This window comes from Streptomyces sp. NPDC048172 (assembly GCF_043202595.1).
Lineage (GTDB): Bacteria > Actinomycetota > Actinomycetes > Streptomycetales > Streptomycetaceae > Streptomyces.
In genome coordinates, this window is the sequence record NZ_JBIDAT010000005.1 from 488,571 (window position 1) to 512,518 (window position 23,948).

Sequence of the window (23,948 nt, forward strand, 5' to 3'; positions counted from 1 at the left end):
ACGGGCCCTGTCCGGGGTTTCAACGCCGCCCGGCCGCGCTCACACCGGCGGCCAGGGAATCGCGGGCCAGTCCCCGCTGGGCAGCGGGTGCCGCCCGGAGCTGAGCATGGCCTCGGTCCGCTTGCGTACGGCGTCGACCTCGGGCCCCGTGAGCAGTTCCGCCAGCCGGGTGGCGAGCGGGGCGCCCTCGGCGAGCACGCCGGACAGCCCGCGCAGCACCTCCACGGCCTCCGGGGTCAGTGCGTCGCCCGCCCAGCCCCACAGCAGGGTGCGCAGCTTGTCGTCGACGTGGAAGGAGACGCCGTGGTCGATCGCCCAGAGCCGCCCGCCGGACGGGCGGAGCAGATGGCCGCCCTTGCGGTCCCCGTTGTTGAGGACGGCGTCCAGGACCGCGAGGCGCCGCAGCCGCGCGTCGTCGGCGTGCACCAGCAGCGCCGTACGTCCGCCGCCGACGTCCGCGAAGCCGACGGCCTTCCAGCCCTCGCCGGGCTCCTCGGCCTCGACGAGCGCGAGCAGCGGCTCCTCCTCGTCCTGGCCGTCCTCGGACTCCCCGTCCTGGCCGTCCTCGCTCTCCGCGTCCGGGAGCGGCCCGACCCACACCTGGCACATGCCCTCCCCGTACGGCCCGTCGCGCAGCACCGTCGCGGGGATCAGGTCCCAGCCGGTGGCGCGGGAGACCTCGTACGCGGCGACCTCGCGCATCGCCAGGTTGCCGTCGGGGAAGTCCCACAGCGGGCGCTCGCCGCGCACCGGCTTGTAGACGCAGGGCAGGCTCTCGCCGCCGCGCTCGACCACGCCGTACAGGACCGCGTTCGAGGCGTCGCGGATACGGCCGCGCACCGTGAGCGTGCCCTCGGCGAGGAGGGTCCGTACGGCCTCCCCCGCCGGTTCGGCACCGCCCCCGCTCATACGCTGCTCATTCGCTGCGGCGGTATCCGTTCTGGCGCGGGCATACGTGTCCCTCCGGGTCGAGCGGCAGGCTGCACAGCGGGCACGGCGGACGTCCGGCGTTCACGACCTCCAGCGCCCGCTTGGCGAAGGAGCGGGCCATGCTGCCGCTGATCCGGACCCGGAGCATCGGGGGCCCGTTCTCGTCGTCCTGGAGCAGCCGCTCCTCGGCGTCCGCGAGGTCCTCGTCGGCGTCGGGCTCCAGCTCGACGATGGCCTGTGCCTCCACGACCATCCGTTCGCCCTCGCCGTCCCAGGCCAGGGCCATGGTGCCGACCCGGAACTCCTCTTCGACGGGGGTCTCCAGCGGCGCCGTGTCGTCGACCTCGGAGGGCGCCACGGCCGGGACCGGGGCGTTGCCGCCGGAGCGGCGCACCACCTCGTCGAGCAGCTCGTCGATCCGCTCGGCGAGCGCCTCGACCTGTGCCTTCTCCAGGGCCACGCTCGTGGTGCGGCCGCCCGCGGTGGCCTGGAGGAAGAAGGTGCGGCGGCCAGGCAACCCGACCGTGCCGGCGATGAACCGGTCTGGCGGGTCGTACAGGAACACCTGACGGGACACGTCCTGCTCCGTTGAAGTCGACGGTGAGTTGTGCTTGGGGATCCGGACACTGGCACCCTACTGCGCGACGATCATCACGCCTACGCTCCGCCCCCCACGGCCGCGGTGCCCCGCTCGGCGGCGCCGGTGTCGGCGGGGTCCGCGGCGGGCGGGGCCAGGGAGCCGAGCTCTCCGGTGTCGCCCAGCCGCAGCAGGAAGGGGCGCAGCGGGGTGTAGGTGATGACGGTGAGCGAGCAGGGGCCCGCGGATATGCGCTGGAAGAGGTCGAGGTGCATGCCGAGCGCGTCGGCCACGACGGACTTGATGATGTCACCGTGCGCGCACATCAGATAGAGCGCGTCGGCCCCGTGCTCGGCCTCGATCCGCGCGTTCCACTCCCGTACGGCCTCGACCGATCTGGTCTGCATGGCGCGCAGGGACTCGCCGCCGGGGAACGCGGCCGCGGAGGGGTGCTGCTGCACCGTCGTCATCAGCGGCTCGTCGTTCAGCTCCGCGAGCTTGCGCCCGCTCCACTCCCCGTAGTCGCACTCGGTGATCCGCTCCTCGGTGTGCGACGGCAGGTCCGGGCGCGCGGCGAGCAGCGGGGCCAGCGTCTCCTGGCAGCGCTGGAGGGGGCTGCTGACGGCCGCCGCGAGGGGCAGCCCGTCGAGCCTGCCGGGCAGGGCTGCGGCCTGTTCCTGGCCGCGGTCGTCCAGGGCGACGCCGGGCGTACGTCCGGCGAGCACCCCGGAGGTGTTCGCCGTGGAGCGGCCGTGCCGTACGAGGATCAGCGTGGGCATGGCTGCCACCCTAAGCGAGGCAGGACCCGTGGCGTCGTTCGTCCACTTGTGCCCCCGCGAGGGCGTACGACAATGGCGAGGGTGATCGTCGATTGTGCCCTCTACCGCGACGGGCACCGCACGGAGCGCCCCAGCGACTACTCGACGGCGCTGGAGTCGGCGCGTGCGACGCCCGGCGCCTTCCTGTGGATCGGGCTCTACGAGCCGACGGAGGAGGAGTTCGCGCGCGTCACCCGCGATTTCGGGCTGCACCCGCTGGCGGTCGAGGACGCGCTCTCCGCGCACCAGCGGCCCAAGCTGGAGGTCTACGCCGACTCCCTCTTCCTCGTCCTCAAGCCGGTGGCGTACGAGGAGAGCGAGGAGGCCGTCTCGACGGGCGAGCTGATGCTCTTCGTCGGCGACGCGTTCGTGGTGACCGTGCGGCACGGCAAGGCCAATCCGCTGGCCGAGGTGCGCAAGCGGCTGGAGGAGGACCCCGCCGTCCTGCAGCACGGGCCGACGGCCGTGATGTACGCGGTCAGCGACGCGGTGGTGGACAACTACCTGGAGGTCGCCGCCGCCTTCCACGACGACCTGGACGGGCTGGAGGAGGACGTGTTCGCGCCGCAGCAGCGCCGCGTGGACGCGGGAACGGCCAGCCGTATCTACGCGTTCAAGCGCCAGGCCCTGGAGTTCCGCCGCGCGACGGGCCCGTTGAGCGAGCCCATGGCCCGGCTGGCGGACGGCGGGGTGCCGTATGTGAACGAGGGCTCGCGGCCGTTCTTCCGGGACGTGAGCGACCATCTGACGCGGGTCAACGACCAGGTGGAGAACATCGACCGGCTGCTGTCGGACGTCCTGTCGGCCTATCTGGCGCAGATGGGCGTGCGCCAGAACGACGACATGCGCAAGATCTCGGCCTGGGCCGCGATGTTCGCGGTGCCCACCGCCATCGCCGGGATCTACGGGATGAACTTCGAGCACATGCCGGAGCTCCACTGGGTGTGGAGCTACCCGGCCGTGCTGCTGCTGATCGTGTCGGTCTGTCTCGTGCTGTACCGGGTGTTCAAGCGCCGGGGCTGGGTCTGACCCGTACGGCCGTACGGGCGCGGGTCAGGCGAACTCGGGTGCCGGTCCCGGCTCCGGTCCCGTCCGGCCGCCGAGCGCGTCGCGCCGTTCCGGCATTCTGAGGCTGACCATCCGGCGCCAGCCGCCGAGCCGCTCGTACACGTAGCGTCCGTGGATCCCCAGGGCCAGCAGGCCCGCCTTGAGCCGGGACCAGCCGAGGATGGTGCCCATCCGGCCCATCACGGCGAGGCTCACGTCCCGGTAGACCCTGATCTCCGCGAGGGCGCACTCGCGCAGCACCGCCTGGATGGCGCGGCCGTGCCCCTCGCGGGCGAGCCGCAGCAACTCCTCGTGGCAGTAGGCGAGATGGTTGTCCTCGTCGTTCGAGATCATCTTGACGGCGCGGCCGAGGTCCGGGTGGTCCCCGAAGATCTTCCGCAGCATGATCATTTCCTCGGCGGCCCGCTGCTCGGTGACGCGGCTGTGCGCGAGGTACGTGAGGATGTCGCGTTCCGAGAGGGATTCGTCGGCGCGCAGCTTCTCGTGGGCCAGGCCGATGCCGAGGCCCTCCAGCAGCATCGTGTAGTCGGTGTCCTCGGGCACCTCGCCCGGCTCCAGGCCGCGCTTGCGCAGCAGCGCGGTGAAGATCCGGCCGTGCTTGTCCTCGTCGGCACCGTGCCGCACGATCTTGGGCGCGAGGCCCCGCTGGCTCTCCGGGACGAGGGCCGCGATGCGGCCGTTCTCCCAGCCACCCTGCGCCTCACCGCTGGCCGCGATGGAACAGAAGAGCCGGAACGACTCGTCGTTGTCGTGGATCTCCTGGAACAGACTCTTCGCCGAGAGCATCACTGCCACCTCCGTACACGACATCCGCAAAGAACGAGTCAAATGCGAGACACGCGTTCCGGCAACAGGTAGGGCGCGGATCTGCGCCGAAAGAAGGAGCGAGCGGGTGCCGACGGGCGCGTAACCCCGGACGGTCGCGGAGCGTTGTGCTCGGTGACGGCCGTGGCGGGGAAGACCCCCGAGCCCCCACCACGGCCGCAGGCATGTCCGGGCCGCGCCCGGGGCGGTTCAGGCCAGCCCGGCGCGGTCCAGGGCCTCCATCCCGGCGCGGAGCGAGGCGAGCCGCTCGTCCAGCGTGAAGCCCGCCGGGGCGAGCGACAGGGTGGTCACCCCGGCCTCGGCGTACGCGCGCATCCGGTCCGAGATCCGCTCGACCGGGCCCAGCAGCGTGGTGGAGTCGATCAGCTCCTGCGGTACGGCCGCGGCGGCGCCCTCCTTGTCGCCCGCCAGGTACTTGTCCTGGATCTCGGCGGCGGCCTTCTCGTAGCCCATGCGCTGCGCGAGCTTGTTGTAGAAGTTCTGCTTCCGGCTGCCCATGCCGCCGACGTACAGCGCGGTGTACGGGCGGAAGAGGTCGGCCAGCGCGTCGACGTCGTCGCCCACGGCGAGCGGGACGGTCGGGCAGACGTCGAAGCCCTCCATGGTCTTCCCGGCGGCGGCGCGCCCGGTGCGCAGGTGCTGGAGGGTGGTCTCCTCGGCGTGCTCGGGCGAGAAGAAGACCAGCAGCACGCCGTTGGCGATCTCGCCCGTCTGCTCCAGGTTCTTCGGCCCGATGGCGGCGATGTAGAGCGGGATCTCCTCGCGCTCCGGGTGCACGGTCAGCTTGATCGGCTTGCCGGGGCCGTCCGGCAGCGGCAGCGTCCAGTGCTCGCCCTCGTAGCTGAGGCGCTCGCGGGACATGGCCTTGCGGATGATGTCGACGTACTCGCGGGTGCGGGCCAGGGGCTTGTCGAACTTCACGCCGTACCAGCCCTCGGAGACCTGCGGCCCCGACACGCCGAGGCCGAGCCGGAAGCGGCCCTTGGAGAGCGAGTCGAGCGTGGCGGCCGTCATGGCCGTCATCGCCGGGGTGCGCGCGGGGATCTGGAAGATGCCGGACGCGATGTCGATGTTCTCGGTGTGCGCCGCCACCCAGGTGAGCACCGTTGCCGCGTCCGAGCCGTACGCCTCGGCGGCCCAGCAGACCGCGTAACCGAGCCGGTCCGCCTCCTGCGCGACGGCGAGATTGTCGGCGTCCATGCCCGCGCCCCAGTAGCCCAGGTTGATGCCCAGCCGCATCTGCATCCCGCTCCCCTTACTGATCAGTAATGTCCCTGACCCCCCGGACTCTAGCGCCCGCCACAAGTACGCTCAACGCCCATGGAGCTAAGGCACCTCGGCCGCACTGGCCTGCGCGTATCCCGGATCGGACTCGGCACTCTCAACTGGGCGCGTGGCACGGGTGACCACACGTCGGCGGAGCGGAACGCCGCCGACCAGCTCAAGACCTTCTGGGAGGCGGGCGGCACGCTCGTCGACACCGCCGACGTGTACGCGGACGGGGGCGCCGAATATCTGCTCGGACGCCTCCTCGACCTGGTGCCCCGCCGCGACCTGGTGATCGCGACGAAGGCGGGCAGCGTGCCCGACCCCGACCGCAGGTTCGACGGCTCGCGCGGCCATCTCCTCGCCGCGCTCGACGCCTCGCTGGACCGGCTGGGCACCGACCACGTCGACCTGTGGCAGGTGCACGCCTTCGATCCGGTGACGCCGCTCGACGAGACGCTCCAGGCCCTCGACATCGCGGTGAGCAGCGGCCGCGCCCGGTACGCCGGGGTGTCCAACTTCTCCGGCTGGCAGCTCGCCAAGGCGGCGACCTGGCAGCTCGCGGGGCCGGGCACGCGCACGCGGCTGGCCAGCACGCAGATGGAGTACTCGCTGCTGCAGCGCGGCATCGAGCGCGAGGTGCTGCCCGCGGCGCTGGACCTGGGCGTCGGACTGCTGCCGTCCTCGCCGCTCGGGCGCGGCGTGCTCACCGGCAAGTACCGCCAGGCGGGTCCGCCGCCCGCGGGCTCGCGCGGGGCCTCGGAGCACCTCGCGGCGTTCGTGGAGCCGTACCTCGACGAGACGGCGGGGCGGATCGTCGACGCGGTGACGATAGCGGCGGACGGGCTCGCGCTGCCCCCGCTCCAGGTGGCGCTCGCCTGGGTCAGGGACCGCCCGGGGGTCACCGCGCCGATCGTCGGCGCGCGCACGTCGCAGCAGCTCGCGGCGGCATTGTCAGTGGAGGGTCTTAGTCTTCCTGAAGAAATCTGCCAGGCGCTGGACGACGTGTCGGCGCCTGTGCACCGCTACCCCGACCATGACTGGAGCGAGCTGTGACGGACGACAAGGCAGCGGAACTCCTCGCGGCGGTCCGCGCGGTGGAGAGCGGCGAGCGCTCCGCCGCCTCGTTCTTCGCCGAGCCCCAGCCCTCGCGCCCCCAGCGCCCGGCCCGCCCTGAGCGGCCCGCCGCGCGCCCCACCGTCCCCGCGCCGGGCGGCCCGGAGGCCGCGGACGGCACTGGCGGGCCCGTCACGGTTCCGGACGAGGTCCGCGCGGTGCTCACCGAGGGCGGCGCCCCCGAGGCGCTGGCCCGGCGCGCCGTGGAGGCCCTGGGCGAGGGCGCGGCCGAGGTGCTGCGGGCCGACCCCTGGCAGCTGCTCGCCCTCCCCGGCGTCCGCCCCGAGCAGGCCGACGGCTTCGCCCGCGCGCTGCTGGGTGACGAGTGCGGTCCGGACGACCCGCGCCGCGCCGAGGCCCTGGTCGTCTGGCTCCTGGAGCGCGCCGCCCTCTCCGGGCACACCGCGCTGGAGCCCGAGGCCCTCGCCAAGGGCCTCTCCCAGCACGCGGTCCCGGAGCCGGACGAGGCGGTGCGCGGCGCCATCGAGGCGGGCGCGGCGCTCGTCTTCGAGGACGCGCTGGACGCGGGCCCCGTCCCCACGCCCCCGGAGGAGGAGAGCGAGGACGGGGAGGACGGCCCGGAGAGGCCGGTCAAGATGCTCGTGGGCCTGGACAGGTACGCGCTGGCGGAGGAGAGCCTCGCCGACGGCTTCGCCCGTCTGACCAGCACGTTCACGCCGGACGGCGGGGACGGGGCAGGGCCTGACGCCGCCGCCTGGGCGGAGGCCGCGCAGAATGCCCCCTCGCCCTCCGCCGCCGAGCTGATCACCGCGTCGGCCGGCCACGGCCTCGTCGCGCACACCGGCGGCGAGGCGGCCCGCGCCGAGCCCGCCGCGCTGCTGGCCGCGTCCCGCGCGCTGGGCGTCCGGGCGTACGTGGCGACGCACGCGGAGAACGGACGCGCGCGACTGGAGGAGCTGACGTCCCCCGGCGCCGAGGGACAGGACGGCGGCGCCGAGGAATCCGGCGCGGGTGTCGTGACCGTGGCCGGGCTGCTGGCCGGGCGCGAGGGCCCGGGGCGCGACGAGGACGGGGCCTGGGACCTCGACCTGCTCATCGTCTGCGACGCCCCGCAGCTCGACACCGAGACGGCGGCCGCCCTCGTCGAATCGCTCAGGGACGGCGCCCGGCTGGTGCTCAGCGGCGACCCGGGCCAGCTCGGCTCCGCGGGCCCCGGGCAGGTGTTCAAGGACCTGCTCGCCGCGCGCTTCTGCCCCCAGATCGCCTCGCGCACGCCCGACCCGGGCCCCGTCGGCGAGCTGGTCTCAGGCATCGGCATCGGCGAGCTGAACCAGGTGGAGGCGCCCGGCAAGGAGGTCGTGATCGTCCCCGTGCGGGACGCGGGCGAGGCCGTGCACCGCACGGTGCAGCTCCTCGCCGACTCCGTGCCCCGCGCGATCGGCGTCCCCGCCGAGCAGACCCAGGTCATCACCCCGGGCCACGGCGGCGCGGCGGGCACCCGCGCGCTCAACGCGGCGGCGAAGGAGAGGCTCAACCCGGGCCCGGGCCGCTTCGGCGGCTTCGACCCGGGCGACCGCGTTGCCCACTCCCCGGCCCCGGGGCGTACGACGGCGGGCACGGTGGTCTCCGCCGACGAGGCCGGACTGCGGCTGGACTGCGCCGGGCAGTCCGTCACGGTGCCCCGTGAGCGGGTCACCGAGACGGTGCGGCACGGCTGGGCGGTGACCGCGCACCAGGCGGCGGGCATGCGCTGGCCCGCGGCCGTCGTGGTGCTTCCCGGCGACGCGACGGGCGCGCTCACCCGCGAGTGGGTCTACACCGCGTTCGGCCGCGGCGAGCGGCACCTGTCGGTCGTCCACGGCGCGGGTGAGGCCCTCCCCCGCGCCGTCGCCTCCGTGCACGCCCCCGAGCGCGCCACCCGCCTGCGCACGCTGCTGGAGGCGGTCCTCCGCGAGGAGGCGGAGCGGGCGGCGGCCGCGGCGGCCCGGGAGCAGAACCCGGAGCAGGACCCGGCGGAGGGCTGACTGCCGGTCCGGCTGGCGATCCCGGCTAGCGGTCCCGGTCGTCGTCGAGGACGACCTCCTCCAGCTCGTCCTCGACGTCCTCGTCCTCCGCGTCTTCTTCTTCCTCGTCCACGTCGAGGTCCAGGCCGGTGTCCGGGCCGAGGTCGCCCTCGTCGAAGACCGAGCTGACGTCGAAGCGGCAGACCACCCGCTCGGGATCGACCTGGTCGAACGGGGCGGAGAGCCACTCCCCCGGCTCGCTCGGCTCGTCGCCCGCCAGCACCCACAGCGTGGAGTCGCCCTCCTCCAGGCCGAACTCCTTGTGCCGGGTGGCGATCTCGTCCGCCTCGTACTCACCGAAGAGCACGCCGAGCGCGGCGTGCACGCTGCTGCCCGCCGAGGTGCCCTCGACCCCGTCGCCCTCCGCCGCCTCCGGATCGAGGTCGGCGACCCGCTGGGCCTGGGAGAGGAGCCGGTGCGGCTCCGTCACGGTGTAGTCCCGCCGCAGCAGCACGCTGAGCGCGCTCGGCGACTCGGGTCCCGCGTAGGCGGGGAGGGTGTCGCTGCTGGGGATCTCGAAGGGGGTGACCTCGTCGTAGACCTCGTAGAGCAGCTCGTCGTACGCCTCGCCCGCGGCGGCCAGTTCGTCGAACGCGGCGTAGACGGCGGAGTCGAGCGCGGCGGCCTCCCGCTGTTCGGCGTCGCCGGACTCCCCCGCCCGTCGCTCGACCGCTTCGAGGTGCCGGTCCAGCGCGGCTTTGACCGCCTCGGCGGCGGCGCGTACGTCGGCAGCGGTGGGCTGCGCAGCATCAGACATAGTGCAGACGCTATCCGCAGACAGGCACTGCCCGCACAATAGATGAGATGCCGGAATACGAATTTCGCGATGTGTATGTCCCTCGCGGTGTCTCCCGCAAGGCCGCGACGCGACTGTTGACCGACCATGCCGAGTACGGGCAGTGGGAGTTGGCCCGTACCCGGCTGTACCCCGACGGCAGCCGGCGCGTGCGGCTGCGCCGCCGGATCATCCGCCAGCTCCGGGCCACCTGGTGAGGGTGACGTGCGAGTGACGTGCGACTGACGTACGACGGAGCGGGCCCCGTGCGCTGTGCACGGGGCCCGCTCCGTTCTGTGGTGTGTGTGGGGTCGCGCGCCGGAACTCAGCGGCGTGCGGCGGGGCGCGAGCGCCGGTAGAGCACGTAACCGCCGAGCACCATCCCGACGCCGAACGGGGCGACGACCCCGAGCTGCGCGCCGGAGCCGGTCTGCGCGAGCTCGCCTCGCTCCGGGGCGGCCGCCTCGGCCCCGGTCCCGGTCCCGGTGCCGGGGGCGCTCACCGCGGACGCGGCGCGCGCCGGTGCCCTGGACGCCCCGGGCGCCGCCGGGGCCTCGGGCTGCGAGGACCCGTGGACCACGTCGTCGTCCCCCGGGGTCTCCCACGGCAGCGGCTGCTCCGGCCCGCCGGGCGTCTGCCCCGCGGGGGGATTGCCGGGCTGCTCCGGCGAGTGCGGCTCGCCGGGGCCACCGGGGTTGCCCGGACCGCCCGGCTCGTTCGGCTGGGAGGGCGTCCCGCCCCCCGGCTCCTCGGGCCCACCGGGCCCGCCCGGGCCGCCGTTGCCCGGGGACTCCTCGTTCCCGCAGCCGTTGCCCGCCGCCGGGCTGCCGATGCCGACGACGTCCACGGAGTTCCCGCAGACGTTGACCGGCAGGTCGACCGGGACCTGGACGGAGTTGCCGGAGCCGACGCCCGGCGAGTCCGAGGTCCCGCCGTGGGCGTGCGCGCCGGAACCGGATTCCTGGCCGCCCCCGTTCCCGCCGCCGTTCCCGTCCCCGTTCCCGCATCCGTTGCCCGTCGCCGGGTTGAGCACCCCGGCCACGTCCGCGGAATTGCCGCAGACGTTCACGGGCGCGTCCACCGGCAGCTCCACCGAGTTGCCGGACAGCACCCCCGGCGACCGTTCGCTCCCACCCCTGGCGTCCGAGTCCGCGAACGCCGTTCCGCTCGTCATGGCGAGCACCCCGCTCGCCGCCGCCACCGTGATCAGGCCCTTCTTGGTGACCTGTCGCATGCTTGGTTCCCCTCCCGCGATTGCCTCGCGATGTGCCGTACGAAATCTCAGGGGGAGGCCCTTTCCGTACTCCCGCCCCTCCCCGAAGACCCGCGAAGACCCGACGGCCCCGGAGTGCATGGCACGCACTCCGGGGCCGCTCGGGCTTCACGTCCTCATCAGTCGCATCGGACTTCTAGACGATGCGTGAGATCACGAGTTGACGCAGGTGTTGCCGAAGCTGGGGTTCAGCAGACCGACGACGGAAATGGTGTTGCCGCAGGCGTTCACCGGGATGTGGATCGGCGCCTGGATGTTGTTGCCGGACAGGACGCCCGGGGAACCGACAGCAGCACCCTGCGCACCGGAGTCGGCAACGGCCACACCCGCGCCCGCGAGAACAAGACCGCCGGTGGCGGCCGCTGCGGCGACGACCTTCTTGAACATTGTTCCTCCTAGTAGGCAATGCGGTCCCCACCGGGGACCGCACCACCTGTAACGAGGAAGGAGGAATTGGGCTACGAGCCTATGGAATCATTCACTCTTCTCAGTCGAATGGGCACAGGCTGCCGAATCGTGAAGTTGCGTTTCAGCGGAACCGCTCAGCACTGGTCCAGGAATCGGTCCAGCACTCGGACTCCGAACTGAAGTCCGTCGACCGGCACCCTCTCGTCCACCCCGTGGAACATTCCCGCGAAATCGAGCTCCGGGGGAAGCTTGAGGGGCGCGAACCCGAAGCAGCGAATACCCAGATCATCGAACGACTTGGCATCCGTACCACCGGACAGCATGTACGGCACGGCCCGCGCGATCGGATCCTCCGCCTTCAGCGACGACTGCATGGCCTCGACGAGCGCGCCGTCGAACGACGTCTCCAGCGCCTTGTCGGCGTGCACGTCCTCCCGCCGTACACGCGGCCCGAGGATCCGGTCGAGGTCCGCGAGGAACTCGTCCTCGTGCCCCGGCAGGAAGCGCCCGTCCACGTGCGCGGTCGCCTGCCCGGGGATCACATTGACCTTGTACCCGGCGCCGAGCTGCGTCGGGGCCGCGGTGTTCTGGAGCGTCGCCCCGATGATCTTCGCGATGCCGCCGAGCCGGGCGAGGGTCTCCTCCATGTCCTCGGGGTCCAGCTCGACACCGAGCGCGTCCGAGAGCTCGTCCAGGAACGACCGTACGGTTTTGGTCACCCGCACCGGGAACCTGTGCCGCCCCAGCCGCCCCACGGCCTCGCACAGCTCCGTGATCGCGTTGTCGTTGTTGGTCATGGACCCGTGCCCGGCCGTGCCGTCCACGGTGAGCCGCATCCAGTGCATGCCCTTCTGGGCCGTCTCGATCAGATACAGCCGCAGGTCCTCGTTCACGGTGAACGAGAAGCCGCCGACCTCCCCGATCGCCTCCGTCACGCCCTCGAAGAGGTCCGCGTGGTTGTCGACCAGGTGCCGCGCCCCGTACACGCCCCCCGCCTCCTCATCGGCGAGGAACGCCAGTACGACGTCCCGCGGCGGCTTCCGCCCGGTCCGCAGCCGCTCGCGTACGACCGCGAGGGTCATGGCGTCCATGTCCTTCATGTCGACGGCCCCACGGCCCCACACGCACCCATCCGCGATCTCACCGGAGAAGGGGTGGTGCGTCCAGTCGTCGGCGTTCGCGGGGACCACGTCCGTGTGCCCGTGGATCAGCAGCGCGGGCCGGGACGTGTCCTCCCCCTCGATCCGCGCGATCGTCGAGGCCCGCCCCGGACGGGACTCGATGATCTGCGGCTCCAGCCCCACCTCGGCGAGCTTCTCCGCCACGTACTCGGCGGCGGCCCGCTCACCGGGCCCCTCGTTGCCCCCGTAGTTGCTGGTGTCGATCCTGATCAGATCGCGGCACAGCTCGACGACCTCGCTCTCGGCGCTGCTCTGGGGGCTACTCTCGGCGCTCACACTGCCTCCTCGTCTCGCAGATACGCCCCCATCCTCCCGCTCCCCGCCCCGCACCCCAAGAGCCGGGTGATCCACACCCCGAACCAGTGCTAAGGTTTACCTCGTCGCAACGGCCACGGCGCCGGGCGGCCCACCAGTCGGGGTGGCGGAATGGCAGACGCGCTAGCTTGAGGTGCTAGTGCCCTTTACAGGGCGTGGGGGTTCAAGTCCCCCTCCCGACACCAGCTAAGACCCCTGTTGACCAGGGGTTTTTTGCTTTCCGCCTCTGCGGCGTGGCCAACAGGGATGATCTTGCTTAAGTCAGGCAGGAGAGCCTGATCCGGCTGGCCCTCGAAGCGATCTTGCTGCCCCGCCAGTCGTGGATCCGAGCCCCCTCCGGGAGGACCAGCCGACGCCCCGTGCGGCGCCAGCGAGCAGCCACCTTCTCCGGGTCCTGCGGACCACCGGGCGCCTCTCCCTCACGGAGGGTGCACCCGCCCCGGGCGAACACAAGACCGTGACCTCGCCTGACCCTGCATGGATCACCACCCTCCTCACGACGTACGGGGCTTCGCCCGCCGGGCGCGAGGAGTTCCAGTGGCAGTTGTTCAAGGCGAGTCAGCCCGGGTGGTGGCATCCGTGGCGCGAGGCGATGGACGCCTGGCAGTTCGGCCTCACGGGCGTGGAGTCCGCCGCCAGCGTCGTCCGTATCTGGGACCCGGCACTCGTCCCCGCCCTGCTGCACACCCCCGCCTACGCCCGTACCGTCGAGGACATCCCGCAATCCGACCTGCCCCCCCGAAGCCAAGGACGCGAGAACCGAACTGCTGCTGGAGCGTCAAGAACACCTGCGGGAGCAACAGACGCACATCTGGGCCCTGATGGCCGCCGCCGCACTGCACTCGCGCGTGGGCGACGAGAACATCATGGCCGAGCAGATCCACGCACTCGGCAAGGCAGCGGAACACCCCAAAGTCACCCTGCAGATCCACCCACTGGACGGGCCGGCGCACGCACTGATCGACAAGCCCCCCTGACCCTGTACCGCGTCAGGGTCCCCGAGATCCCCGAGATTCCCGACCACGTCGTACGCGAAGGCGAACTGCCCAGCACGGCCGAGGTCTGGGACGCGGAAAGCATCGTCACCGGGTACCGCCGCCTGCTGGACTTCTCCTGCGTCCTGGCGCCGGATCCCGAGCGAGCGAAAGAGGAGCTTTCATGAGCGAGCCGACGAGGCTGCCTCCGGACATCGACACCTCCGTCCCCCACAGCGCACGCGTGTACAACCACTGGCTCGGCGGAAAGGACTACTTCGCCGCCGACAAGGCCGCGGGCGACGCCTACCGCGAGAGGTATCCGAACATCGTTCCCCTGGCCCGGGAGTCCCGGGACTTCCTCGTCCGCGCCGTGCGATGGCTGACCCAGGAGGCGGGCCTGCGGCAGTTCCTCGACGTCGGCGCGGGCCTGCCCACCGCCAACAACACCCACGAAGTCGCCCAACGCCTCGCCCCCGAGGCCCGAGTGGTCTACGTCGACCACGACCCGCTGGTCCTGCGGCACGTCCACGCCCTGGGCGCGAGCACCCCCGAAGGCGCCATGGACTACGTCCTGGCCGACATGCGCGACACCGACGTCATCCTGGCAGGCGCCGCCAAAACCCTCGACCTGACGCAACCCGTCGGCCTGGTCATCAACGACGTCCTCGGACACATCGTCGACTTCGACGAGGCACTCAACCTCGTGCGCCGTCTGGTAGAGGCCCTCGCCCCGAACAGCTACCTCTCCCTCAGCCACGCCGACGCCGCCGACGAACAACACCGCGCCGTACAAGAGGAGTACAACGCCTCCGGCGCCATCCCCTACGTCCTCCGCCCACCCGAGAAGACACAGCACTTCTTCGACGACCTCGAACTGGTCCCCCCGGGCTTCGTCACCCTCCCCCACTGGAAACCGAACGCCGACACCGGCACCGTCGCAGAACGAGCGGGCTGGGCCGGCGTCGCACGCATCCCGTAACCCCGTCCCCAGCCCTCGTACAGCGCACCTGTCCGAACTCCCGCAGCCTGCCCCCATAATGTTGCGGCTGACGAATCGGAGGCAGCGCCGCAAGAGCGGTCAGCGCGCCCCGCGTGCGCGGGGAGCAGGAGGCGCTGTACGCGGCTGCCGAGAAGGCCCGGGGTCCCCGTGTGTGCGGGGAGCAGCCGCGCTCAAGATGGATCTGTTGGCCGTGCACGGGTCCATCCCCGCGTGCGCGGGGAGCAGGCCCACTCGATCGCGTCCTCGGTGCTGCGGCGGGGTCCATCCCCGCGTGCGCGGGGAGCAGTCTCGCTGACCTGGCGGTTTACCAAGCCGGGAAGCCGTTCTGAGCAACTAATGGGGATTCGGACATTTCCACCTCATGGTCGAGCAAAACACCAACCGGCCTGCACTCTGGTGGAAGCAGCCTACGACCAACAGGAGGCACGAAGGACGTGCCCGAACCGTGCCCCCTCCTTCAACACGGCTCACCCGCAGCACGGCTCCAGTGGGCAGTCACTCAGGTCGGCTGATGCTTGACCCACGTGCTCCACCCGACTTCACGCCTCACAACGACCGCTATCCGTCGGTTGGCACGGCGGCGACGAGTTCACGGGCATGGCGGGCCCCGACGTGCAGGTCGCGCCGCAGTGTCTCCGCCGAGATGGGGCGTTGATAAGCCTCACGGTGCCGCGAGTCCTGCGCCAACGCCTCCCCCAGCAAGGGATCACCGTCCCCGGACCACCCATCCCCACCACCCACCTCGACCCACGCCGCCGCTCCGGCCGCTTCTCAACCCGACCGTGGCCAACAAGAGCAGCCCATCCACCGACAACGGCCACAACGACGCACTCACCGACTCCCCCCACCCCGCAACGCGAACTCCCGCTGATGCACGAACGAGGCATACGCGCTCCCCCCGCCACCAACAAGGCACCAGCCCGGCCCACCCAGCCCTCGGGGCGGCCTCGGCTACCTGCCGCAGGCCCTCCAGCTGCGTGCTTGATACGTCAAGAGGTCTGCGGCCGGGGCGCGTCGGCATATACGGCGTCATACGAAGGCACGGAACATCGTCATGGCGGAACCGGCTGTGCGCGTGTGGCGTCCCCGTGACCGACCTCTCAGTATCGAGTGTGCAGGGGGACGGATCGTGGGGATTCGCAGGGCGCCGCGCGCAGCACTTGTCGGGATAGCGACGGTCGGGCTGCTGGTAGCCGGGTACGGCAGCGCTATGGGCGCGGAGGAATCGACCGGTGACAAGCACCGGGCCCCGCTGGCCGGGCAGGGAACCGCGGCAAAGGCCGGCGCCTCGGTCGAAGACGCCTACCAGTCGACGCTGAAGCTCAGTGACGGCCGCACGGTCCACGTACGTCTGGTGAAGGGCACTGGCGTTCAGGAGCGCCATCAGGCGGCGGGGGCCACGACATGGAGCAAGTGGCACACGCTCTACCGGACCACGACCGACCGCTGTCAGGGCGTTGATCTCGCCGAGGCCAACGGCACCGTCTCACTGATCGCTGACTTCGGCCGTTACTGTTCGGACGGCGAGCCTCCGACCGAATCCATCGCAGGTGTGGCCCAGGGCAAGCTGAGCGACTGGGACATCAACGTCACCAAGGATTTCGACGGCTGGGAGGACACCAGCATCAATGATGACGGCAGCCGTGTCCTGTTCCTCTACAACAGCGACTCCGGCCTGTACTACCTGCGCTGGGAGCAGAGCGAGGGCTTCGAGAAGATTGTGACCCCGTGATGCCGACGGCATGATCGCGGTGCAGGGACAGAGGTGCCTCCAAGACTCAGGTCCGCAGGTGACGTTGCCCAGGCCCTCACCGGGTCCGCCTACGGGATGCCCCGGCAGTCTGCCCCCAGAACGTTGCGGTCTACGAATCGGAGGCAGGCCGCGAGGACGGTCAGCGATCGCTCGTCAGCCCAAGGGAATCTCCGCGAAGGCCTCCCACTCGTACATCTGCCGGTCCCGATGGAGAACGATCAGCTCGGCCGAAGAAATCAGAGCTTTCGCGGACGCCACACAAGCGCCGCTGAGCGCGTCGACGATCGGCCCGGCCGCACTGGCGGCGCTGCTGTACGCCACCGATACGTGCGGCCTGAACCCCTCCTGCGGCTCGGGCACCGTCGGCCACACTTCGCCGATCGCGCCCCGCAGCGCGAGCCGAAGGTCGGCTACCGGCTTCGCGGGCTCCGCGAAGGATTCGACCGCCTCCGGGGTGACCGACGCCGTCTCGAAGGCCACCTCGAAGGGAGCGAGCCGAGCTAGCCGCGAACGAGCCCCCGCGACGATCTCGCGCACATCCGTCTCGTCCACCTCATCGACGAAGCCGAGCCCCTGCATAGTCAGGTGCAGCCACCGGTCCGGAACTGGCGTCAGGCCCGGCAGCCCGCTCAGCGCGTCGCGGTAGGCGCCGATGAAGCGGCACACGTCCGGCTGGTCGGCGAAGGTTAGGTGCCAGGTGTAGAAGCGACGCCCCTCGCGCCAGCCGGGCCGCCACCACCAGTGGTCCGTCATCACCTCGGGGGACGCCTTCACGATCGCTCTTCTCTCATTCCGGATTGCCGGGCGCGAGTGCCAGGCGGGGTACGGATTCCGCGCGGAACTCCTCGACCTGATCCCGCAGCGCTCGGGCGACCGTGCTGTTAGCCGCAGCCACCATGGTCAACCGCTACCTCGCGGTCGAACCCGCCCCCGACCTCGCGGTCTTCGACACCCGTCTGGGCCACAACCGTCCTGTCAGCATCCTGGGCCCCCCGCAGAAAACCTGCGCGCCTCCGCCACACAACCTCCCGGGCCACCCAGGCCCAAGACGGATACGCAGCACGAGACACCCTGATCTGCTCCCCAGAAGGCGCCCATGGTCCACGACGCCGAACGGCAAGCCCCCAACACGACGCTGCGTGCCTCCGGCTCCCGGCCAGGGAAAAGTCCCTGAATCTCACAAGACCCGCCTTCACACAGCCACCAAGGCATGCGAAGACACCATCACAACCGTGCTCTCCATCCAGTCATAGGCACAACAGCATCGCGCCAGCACCGTGCCCCTGTTCACCCGAGCGCGCCCATACGCCTTCACGTGCACATCAGCAGTCGCGCACCCGCGCCCGGACCGTCTTCTCCTCGAACATGGCGCAACAGCCCGCGTGCGCGGGGAGCAGCCACGCCCCAGCAGCGCCGACGCACGGCAGGCGGGTCCATCCCCGCGTGCGCGGGGAGCAGAAGCTCATCCTCGCTGGTCTTCTCTTCGGTGCGGGTCCATCCCCGCGTGCGCGGGGAGCAGCGTGCGCGCGGTCCGGGTACGCCCCGCGTACCGGGTCCATCCCCGCGTGCGCGGGGAGCAGGGGGCAGGATCCTCCTTGACCTGGGGTGTTCCAGGGTCCATCCCCGCGTGCGCGGGGAGCAGTCTCGCTGACCTGGGGGTTTACCAAGCCGGGAAGCCGTTCTGAGCAACTAACGGAGATTCGGACATTTCCACCTCATGGTCGAGCGAGACGCCAGTCCCCCTGCACCTCACTGCATGCAGCCTACGGCCGACAAGAAGCACGAGACGCCCCGAGCCATGAGCCCTCCCGACTCAGCCGCAACCACAACAGCTCCAGACGAGCAACCCGTCCAGACCGGCTGACGCTCGGCACGCACCCCAACGCCTCCACGCCCGTACGGCAACCGCACATCGTTGGCCCGCACAGCGGCGACGAGTTCACGGGCGCGGCGGGCACCGACATTCAGATCCCGCCGCAGAGTCTCCGCCGGGACAGGATGTTGATGCACCTCACGGTGCCGCGCATCCCTCGCCAGCGCCCTCCAACAAAGGATCACCCTCACCCGACCGACCATCCCCGCCTCCCACGTCCCCCGGAGCCAAAGCCCCCTCGCACGGGGCCCGAGCGCGGTGGACGAGCAACTCAACAGGCAGCAACAACGCCACCGGAGGCCAGCCCGCCACCAGCGGCCACAACGACGCGCTCGCCGGCCGACTCCGCCCCACCCCGCGATGCGAACCCCTGCCGATGCGCGTACGAGGAATACGCGCCTACCGCCGCCACCCAAACCTCGACGAGGCTCCGGATCTCACCCATTGATGATTCGACGAGCGCACGCTGCCTCCACAGAGGCAAACCACGCCTGGGCAACAGCGGGCTCGGCCTGCGCCTCGTTGCTCCACCGGGCGGCGGCCGCGGGGTCGGTGGTCGCCTGCAGGATTGTGCCGCAATGCCCTTGCCGAAGATCTCCGTGTCAGGCCGCTGGCATCGACTTTCTCGCCCCCTCGCCAACCCGTCACAGGCGGGTAGGCGAATACCGAAGAGTCGACGGCTCCGCGCCCGTCGGCACCCGCTTACCGAAAGGGCGCGTACCAATTCTTCGGCAGGCCCTGGATGGACTCGATTTCAGCAATACTGTCGTTGACGATACGAAGCGAAGAGTACGTGGGCTGATAATTTGCCGCCGACATCGCGTGCTCACTGGTGGTCACTACCAGCTCGACCTCCCGGGGACCCACGACAGTGAGACGTGATTCAAATCCGATTCGGGAGTCACTGAGGACGACGGACTCTCGCACTTGGGCGTCGTCCTGCTTGAGCGTGATACTCCAAGTGGTCTCCCACGACCCATCATCCAGCCTCCTGAAGTCACCCCACTTCGTCTTCCGGAGATACGAAGCCGAATATTCGTCCGAAGCGTCATTCATGGAGTATACGGACCCTTCCATTGCACAGCTTTGTTTATCTCTTCAAAGGAATCCGGATGGAATATTACTTCCGTCGGCACATCTTCACCTACCTCTCTTGTTGCCACCTTCCCTTCAGTCATCAACTTTTGATACAATTCTTCCGGTATTCGTGCAATGACAACACTTGATGGCGAATATTTGTCCACCCGGACCCCCCATTCGTACGCCGACTGGAACCCCGGTGACTGCGGACCCGCTACTTCATGCGCGGAGAAGTGACCTGGCCTGCTCAGTGAGCCCCCATTAGTGGCAGCCCGGGCAGCATCCGTATTCAGACCGTCTCTGACAATGCTCTCTGCGTGTATACGAGAGGTGCCGTGGGCGAAATCTCTGTACGGCCCCAGTCCAAGTGGATCGGCCCAGGTGTGCGGGTTGTGAACATAGACTGCGGCGTTCGGAGAGGGGGCCAAGCCCAAGGGGTCCTGGGAAGCGTAGCGCGCCGTCTCGGGATCGTAGTAGCGGAATAAATTGTAGTGCAGCCCTGTCTCCGGGTCGGCGTATTGGCCCGGAAAGCGCAGGGGTGTGTACGCCGTGGCGTCGGCGTTCCACGTCGTCGTGCCCCACAGAGTCGTTCGGGCGTGCCAGGCCAGGTCCCCTCTTTCTGAGATCAACTCCGTTGGCGTGCCGATCAGATCCGTGACGATGGCGAAGAATCGGGAGTCGATCTCGGACTGGGAGGAGTCGCGTGTGACGCGTTCTGTTTGTGCGACGGGCGTGAAGCCTTGGTGGTCCCATGTGAGCGTGACCGGGTTCGGGTTCGGGCCCGTTGTGGTCTGTTCGATGAGTGTGGCTCCATGCCACGTGAAGTCAACGCATTCCCGACCAGATTCCTTGGAGATACGGCGGCCCAACGGGTCGTAGCGGTACGTCCACTCCGTGCCGCCCGGGGTCACAACTCGCCGGAGCCGGTCTTCCGCATCCCACTGGTAATGCCACGTTTCAGGCTTCGCCGAAAGTCGGCGTTTCCGGCGAAGGACCAAGCGGCCCGCGCCGTCGTGTTCGTAGTGGACACGACCCGCGGTTTGAATTCTTGTGCCGGTGTAGTCACGGGTTCCCGCGGCTTGCGAAGGGGCCAGTCCTGACGGCCAGACTGCCTCTGTCTGGTTCCCTGCCTCGTCGTAGGCGTAGCGTTCCGACCAGTCACGCGCCCGCACTGCGGTGACGCGGCCTGCGCTGTCCAACTCGTAGCGGCGCGTGCCGTTCAGGCTGTCCTGGACCTCCAGCAGGTTGCCGTCCAGCCCGTAGGTGTATGTCCGCTGCTGCCTGTCCGCCACGTTCTGATGCGTGAGACGACCTGCCGGGTCCCAGCGTTGGGACAGCAGAGGCGAATCCTCCATCCGCCGTTCCCGCTCGCGACCTGCTTCGTCGTACACCGAGGTGAGCGTACGACCCTGTGTAGTGAGGCTGGTGCGGTTGCCAGCCGCGTCGTATGCGTAAGTCGTCTGCGCGCCCGTGGGCGTCTCACGACGCCTTGTGCGGCCCAGCGCGTCGTACGCAAAGGTCGTGGCCCTGCCGTCGGCCAGTTCCGTCTTCACTCGGCCCATGCGGTCGCGTTGCAGGATCAGGTCGGTGTCCGGGCAGGTCGCCTGGGTCAGGCGGCCCGCCGGGTCGTAGGCGTACGTCGTGACCGCGCCCGCCGCGTCCTTGCGTATGAGACGGCCCGCTGCGTCCCGCTCGTACGTGATCCGCTCGCCCAGCGCGGTCGTCGTGGCCGCCAGGCGGCCTGTCGCGTCCAGGTCGTAGCGCCGCGTGCGTCCGTCGAAGTCGGTCTCTCCCACGAGCCGGTCCGCGTCGTCGTAGGCGTAGCTCCACGTCAGTCCCTGGGGGTTGCGGACCTGTGTGAGTCTCAGCCGGGAGTCGTGCGCGAACGTGTAGCGGACACCGTCGGGTCCCGTGCGGGCCGTGAGCAGGTCGAAGTGGGTGTACTCGTACGTTGTCGCGCCGCCGACCGGGTCGAGGTGACGGGTGCAGTTGCCCTCGCCGTCGTACTCCCAGCGCTCCTCCGCGCCGTCCGGGCCGACGCGGCGCGCGAGTTTACCCTCGACCGTCCAGGTCAGGCGGGTCGTATCGCCGAGCGGGTTGACGATCGCGGTCGGGTTCCCGAAGGCGTCGCGGCGGTACGTCGTGCGTCCGCCCAGCGGATCTGTGATCTCGACCGGCAGGCCGGCGCCGTCGCACCGCACATGTGTCGTGTGCCCCAGCGGGTCCGTGACCGCGGTCAGGTGGCCCTCGGACGTGTACGCGTAGCGCGTCGTGTGGCCGTCCGGATCCGTGGTCGCCGTGCGGTTGCCGCGCTCGTCATACGTATGGAGCCAGACCGCGCCGTCCGGGCCCGTCACTTCCATCGGGAGCCCCAGGTCGCTGTACGTCACCCTCGTCCGTGTGCCGTCCGGCGCGGTCATGGCGAGCGGGCGGCCCTCCGCGTCGCGTTCCACACGCGTCGTGTGGCCGAGCGCGTCGGTGCGCGCGAGCACGCGGTGGTGGGCGTCGTGTTCGGTGCGGGTGACCGCGCCCGTCGGGTCGATGACGGTGGTGATCTGATTGCGGTCGTTGACCAGGTACCGCGTCTGCGCCCCGAGGGAGTTGGTAACCGTCGTGATCCGGTGCCCTGTTGCGGCGTCCCGCTGGTCGTAGGTGAAGGTGGCCTGCATGTGGCCCTCTTCGCCGGACTGCCATACGCAGCGGTCGTGCTCGTCGTAGGCGTACCGATAGTGGGAGTTGTTGGTGTCGGTCCAGGACGTGATGCGACCCTGCGCGTCATAGCCGAAGCGCAGGGGGAGGCCGCAGGATTTCGTGATCTCGGCCAGGTTCCCGGCCGAGTCGTAGCCGTAGTGGACGACCGGCTGATCGCTGCCGTCCTTCGCCGCGCCCGCCAGCGACAGGGAGGTGATGCGGCCGTCCGCCGTCGCCACCTTCACGTGGTAGCCGCCGGAGTGGACGAGGGCACGCGGGGCGCCGTCCCCGTCGTATTCGAACGCGATCTCGTTGCCGTTCCGGTCCGAGATCTCGGCAAGCAGCGCGACCCCGTCGCGGGCCGGGTCCCCGGCGGGGCCCGTGAAGTGCAGGACACGGCCGGAGTCCGGTTCGGTGACCGTGTAGTCGCCGTCGACCGTACGGGCGAGTTCCCAGCAGGGCCCCGTCCGGGCGAGGACCGGCACGCCCGGTGCCGGGTGCGGGAAGGCGAGCAGGAGGTTCGCCTCCCCGTGCAGGACGACGCCCTCCGCGTCGATCTCCAGGCGCTGGTCCAAGGTGCTGGACCAGGTCGGCCCGAACCACCGCCCCGCCCGATAGGAGGACTCGAACTGCCGTCGCACCAGCAGCGGCAGCACCCCCGGCAGCGTCAGGTCCGTCTGGGGCATCAGCATCCGGCCGGTGGCGAAGTCGACCGGATCCTCACCGACCTCTTTGGACTCCTCGGGCCTGCTGCCGTTGTGCGGCTCCTTCTCCGCCGCCTCGCGTCCGGCCCGCCGTGCAGCTCCGCTCTCTGCCCGTTCTGCGCCGCGGGCCGCCTTGCTCGCCGTGCCGCCCGCCTTGCCCGCCCCGCCCATGAGCGCGTCGACGGAGAAGGTGCCCAGGTACTCCTGCGGGTCCTTGATGAACGAGCGCCACTCCCCCTTCGCCATGCCCACGGGATCCTGCGCGGAGGCGAGCATGCCCTTCGCCATACCGTTGAGGCGAGTGGCGTACTCGCCCGGGTGCGCGATGTTGTACGGATTGACCAGGCTGGTCTGTTTGCCGTAATTCACCATGCCCGAACCGGCCTTCACCGCCCCGGCCATCCCATGCTCCGCGTTCAGGGCCCAGCCCTTCACACCGCTGCGTGCCCGCGCCAGATACGAGGGCCTGGGCGGGGCCGCGTCCCGCGCCGCCTCCACCGCCGCCGTCGCCACGCGGGCCGCCTCGTCGCGCTGCCGACGCGCCTCCTGCAGGGTTTCGCGGGCCTCGGCCATCCCCGCCTCGCCCGGGTCCTCGGCCGACGGCTTGTCCGGCAGCATCCCCTTCTTACGGTCCTTCTTCGGCAGCTCCTTGTACGCCGCCAGCGCGTCCTCGTAGAATTTCGCGGCCCGACCGTGCGCCGCCGAGGCCGACTGCCCCTTGCGGTACGCCCGGATCGCCTCCCCCGCCTGCCGCCGCGCCCACTCCACCGTCTCGGCGAAGTCATCCAGCGCCTTGCCCGCCTTCTCGCACGCGTCCGCCGCCTTGAACCAACGCCGGGGCTGGACATCCGCCTTCTCCCGGAACGCGTTGGCCGCCTCCCCCTTCAAATGGCGCGAGTCCAGGCCGCGCATCCCGCGCCCGACCGCGTTGAACGCCTTCTCGAAATCCTTCAAGTGACGGGCGGTTGAGCGCAGCTTGGACGGGCTGCCGTGGATGAGGTCCTTCGCCGACTCCGACTCGCCCAGCTCCCGCTCCGGCACATCGCCGCCGGTGCGGTTGCTGACTCCCTCGCCGAACCCCCGCGTGACGTCCGCGGCCTTGTGCCAGCCCCACTCGTCCATCTGGCCAGCTGCCGCGTCCGTGCCCTTGCGCAGCTGCTCCCCACCGGCCTCGACGGCTCCCTCGACCGGGTCCTTGACCCAGTCGGGCGCGGTGTCGTTGTACAGGTCCTTCGCGCCGTCGCCCAGCTTGCCCAGGCCGTCGCCGAGCTTGTCCTTCCAGCCCACCCGTCAA

Annotated in this window: 17 protein-coding genes, 1 tRNA gene, 1 pseudogene and 1 CRISPR repeat array; of the genes and pseudogenes, 8 read left to right on the forward strand and 11 right to left on the reverse strand. The window is 70.5% G+C overall.

Annotated elements, in window-relative coordinates:
• Window positions 1-39 precede the first annotated feature (39 nt).
• The 3 genes from ACGF3A_RS23875 to ACGF3A_RS23885 form a co-directional block, all read right to left on the reverse strand.
• Window positions 40-909 (reverse strand): SCO1664 family protein, encoded by an 870-nt coding sequence (locus tag ACGF3A_RS23875; protein WP_393732289.1) that lies wholly within the window; start codon window positions 907-909, stop codon window positions 40-42.
• A 7-nt stretch (window positions 910-916) separates the two neighbouring features.
• Window positions 917-1,507 carry a DUF3090 domain-containing protein gene (locus tag ACGF3A_RS23880; RefSeq protein WP_393732290.1) on the reverse strand — a complete coding sequence of 197 codons (591 nt, stop codon included), beginning with the start codon at window positions 1,505-1,507 and terminating at the stop codon, window positions 917-919.
• A gap of 80 nt (window positions 1,508-1,587) precedes the next feature.
• Window positions 1,588-2,286 carry a histidine phosphatase family protein gene (locus ACGF3A_RS23885; protein WP_393732291.1) on the reverse strand — a complete coding sequence of 233 codons (699 nt, stop codon included), beginning with the start codon at window positions 2,284-2,286 and terminating at the stop codon, window positions 1,588-1,590.
• 72 nt (window positions 2,287-2,358) lie between these two features.
• On the opposite strand from ACGF3A_RS23885, the gene corA reads away from it, so the two are divergent.
• The gene (gene corA, locus ACGF3A_RS23890; RefSeq protein ID WP_393732292.1) at window positions 2,359-3,354 is read left to right on the forward strand and encodes a magnesium/cobalt transporter CorA; all 996 of its coding nucleotides are present in this window, start codon (window positions 2,359-2,361) and stop codon (window positions 3,352-3,354) included.
• A gap of 24 nt (window positions 3,355-3,378) precedes the next feature.
• Here the strand turns inward: corA and ACGF3A_RS23895 are convergent, their stop codons facing one another.
• Together ACGF3A_RS23895 and ACGF3A_RS23900 are read right to left on the reverse strand one after the other, a co-directional pair.
• Entirely contained in the window at window positions 3,379-4,179 is an 801-nt protein-coding gene (locus ACGF3A_RS23895; RefSeq protein ID WP_393732293.1) for a ferritin-like domain-containing protein, read from the reverse strand.
• A gap of 228 nt (window positions 4,180-4,407) precedes the next feature.
• The gene (locus ACGF3A_RS23900) at window positions 4,408-5,457 is read right to left on the reverse strand and encodes an LLM class F420-dependent oxidoreductase (RefSeq protein WP_393732651.1); all 1,050 of its coding nucleotides are present in this window, start codon (window positions 5,455-5,457) and stop codon (window positions 4,408-4,410) included.
• Window positions 5,458-5,538: 81 nt separating this feature from the next.
• On the opposite strand from ACGF3A_RS23900, the gene ACGF3A_RS23905 reads away from it, so the two are divergent.
• Together ACGF3A_RS23905 and ACGF3A_RS23910 are read left to right on the forward strand one after the other, a co-directional pair.
• Window positions 5,539-6,540 carry an aldo/keto reductase gene (locus ACGF3A_RS23905; protein WP_393732294.1) on the forward strand — a complete coding sequence of 334 codons (1,002 nt, stop codon included), beginning with the start codon at window positions 5,539-5,541 and terminating at the stop codon, window positions 6,538-6,540.
• A complete protein-coding gene (locus ACGF3A_RS23910) occupies window positions 6,537-8,585 on the forward strand; it encodes a helix-hairpin-helix domain-containing protein (protein ID WP_393732295.1) in 2,049 nt (682 codons plus the stop codon). The genes ACGF3A_RS23905 and ACGF3A_RS23910 overlap by 4 nt, the downstream gene beginning before the upstream one ends.
• Before the next feature lie 25 nt (window positions 8,586-8,610).
• On the opposite strand, the gene ACGF3A_RS23915 is transcribed toward ACGF3A_RS23910, so the two are convergent.
• Window positions 8,611-9,381, reverse strand: coding sequence for a hypothetical protein (locus tag ACGF3A_RS23915; protein ID WP_393732296.1), 771 nt, complete (start codon window positions 9,379-9,381; stop codon window positions 8,611-8,613).
• Between the two features lie 47 nt (window positions 9,382-9,428).
• Here ACGF3A_RS23915 and ACGF3A_RS23920 point away from each other — a divergent pair, with 47 nt between their 5' ends.
• On the forward strand, window positions 9,429-9,617 hold the full coding sequence (locus ACGF3A_RS23920) for a DUF5703 family protein (RefSeq protein WP_344534974.1): 189 nt from the start codon (window positions 9,429-9,431) through the stop codon (window positions 9,615-9,617).
• Window positions 9,618-9,724: 107 nt separating this feature from the next.
• Here the strand turns inward: ACGF3A_RS23920 and ACGF3A_RS23925 are convergent, their stop codons facing one another.
• The 3 genes from ACGF3A_RS23925 to ACGF3A_RS23935 all read right to left on the reverse strand — a co-directional run bounded on the left by ACGF3A_RS23925 (window position 9,725) and on the right by ACGF3A_RS23935 (window position 12,537).
• Window positions 9,725-10,633, reverse strand: coding sequence for a chaplin (locus ACGF3A_RS23925; RefSeq protein WP_393732297.1), 909 nt, complete (start codon window positions 10,631-10,633; stop codon window positions 9,725-9,727).
• Window positions 10,634-10,825: 192 nt separating this feature from the next.
• Window positions 10,826-11,059 (reverse strand): chaplin, encoded by a 234-nt coding sequence (locus tag ACGF3A_RS23930; RefSeq protein WP_393732298.1) that lies wholly within the window; start codon window positions 11,057-11,059, stop codon window positions 10,826-10,828.
• Window positions 11,060-11,214: 155 nt separating this feature from the next.
• Window positions 11,215-12,537: a M20/M25/M40 family metallo-hydrolase gene (locus tag ACGF3A_RS23935; protein ID WP_393732299.1), complete on the reverse strand. Its 1,323-nt coding sequence runs from the start codon at window positions 12,535-12,537 to the stop codon at window positions 11,215-11,217.
• A 136-nt stretch (window positions 12,538-12,673) separates the two neighbouring features.
• Here ACGF3A_RS23935 and ACGF3A_RS23940 point away from each other — a divergent pair.
• The 4 genes and pseudogenes from ACGF3A_RS23940 (at window position 12,674) to ACGF3A_RS23955 (ending at window position 16,285) form a co-directional block, all read left to right on the forward strand.
• Window positions 12,674-12,761, forward strand: a tRNA-Leu gene (locus tag ACGF3A_RS23940).
• A 407-nt stretch (window positions 12,762-13,168) separates the two neighbouring features.
• A pseudogene (locus ACGF3A_RS23945) lies at window positions 13,169-13,553 on the forward strand (DUF5753 domain-containing protein).
• Between the two features lie 181 nt (window positions 13,554-13,734).
• Window positions 13,735-14,532 carry an SAM-dependent methyltransferase gene (locus ACGF3A_RS23950; protein WP_393732300.1) on the forward strand — a complete coding sequence of 266 codons (798 nt, stop codon included), beginning with the start codon at window positions 13,735-13,737 and terminating at the stop codon, window positions 14,530-14,532.
• Between the two features lie 1,231 nt (window positions 14,533-15,763).
• Window positions 15,764-16,285 carry a hypothetical protein gene (locus ACGF3A_RS23955; RefSeq protein ID WP_393732301.1) on the forward strand — a complete coding sequence of 174 codons (522 nt, stop codon included), beginning with the start codon at window positions 15,764-15,766 and terminating at the stop codon, window positions 16,283-16,285.
• Window positions 16,286-16,459: 174 nt separating this feature from the next.
• Here ACGF3A_RS23955 and ACGF3A_RS23960 read toward each other — a convergent pair whose 3' ends face one another.
• Window positions 16,460-17,080 (reverse strand): 2'-5' RNA ligase family protein, encoded by a 621-nt coding sequence (locus tag ACGF3A_RS23960; protein ID WP_393732302.1) that lies wholly within the window; start codon window positions 17,078-17,080, stop codon window positions 16,460-16,462.
• 594 nt (window positions 17,081-17,674) lie between these two features.
• A CRISPR array of direct repeats spans window positions 17,675-17,948; the repeat unit is 29 nt; unit sequence GGGTCCATCCCCGCGTGCGCGGGGAGCAG.
• Between the two features lie 1,283 nt (window positions 17,949-19,231).
• Window positions 19,232-23,941, reverse strand: a complete 4,710-nt coding sequence (locus tag ACGF3A_RS23965; protein ID WP_393732303.1) for a putative T7SS-secreted protein — start codon at window positions 23,939-23,941, stop codon at window positions 19,232-19,234.
• Window positions 23,942-23,948: the final 7 nt, after the last annotated feature.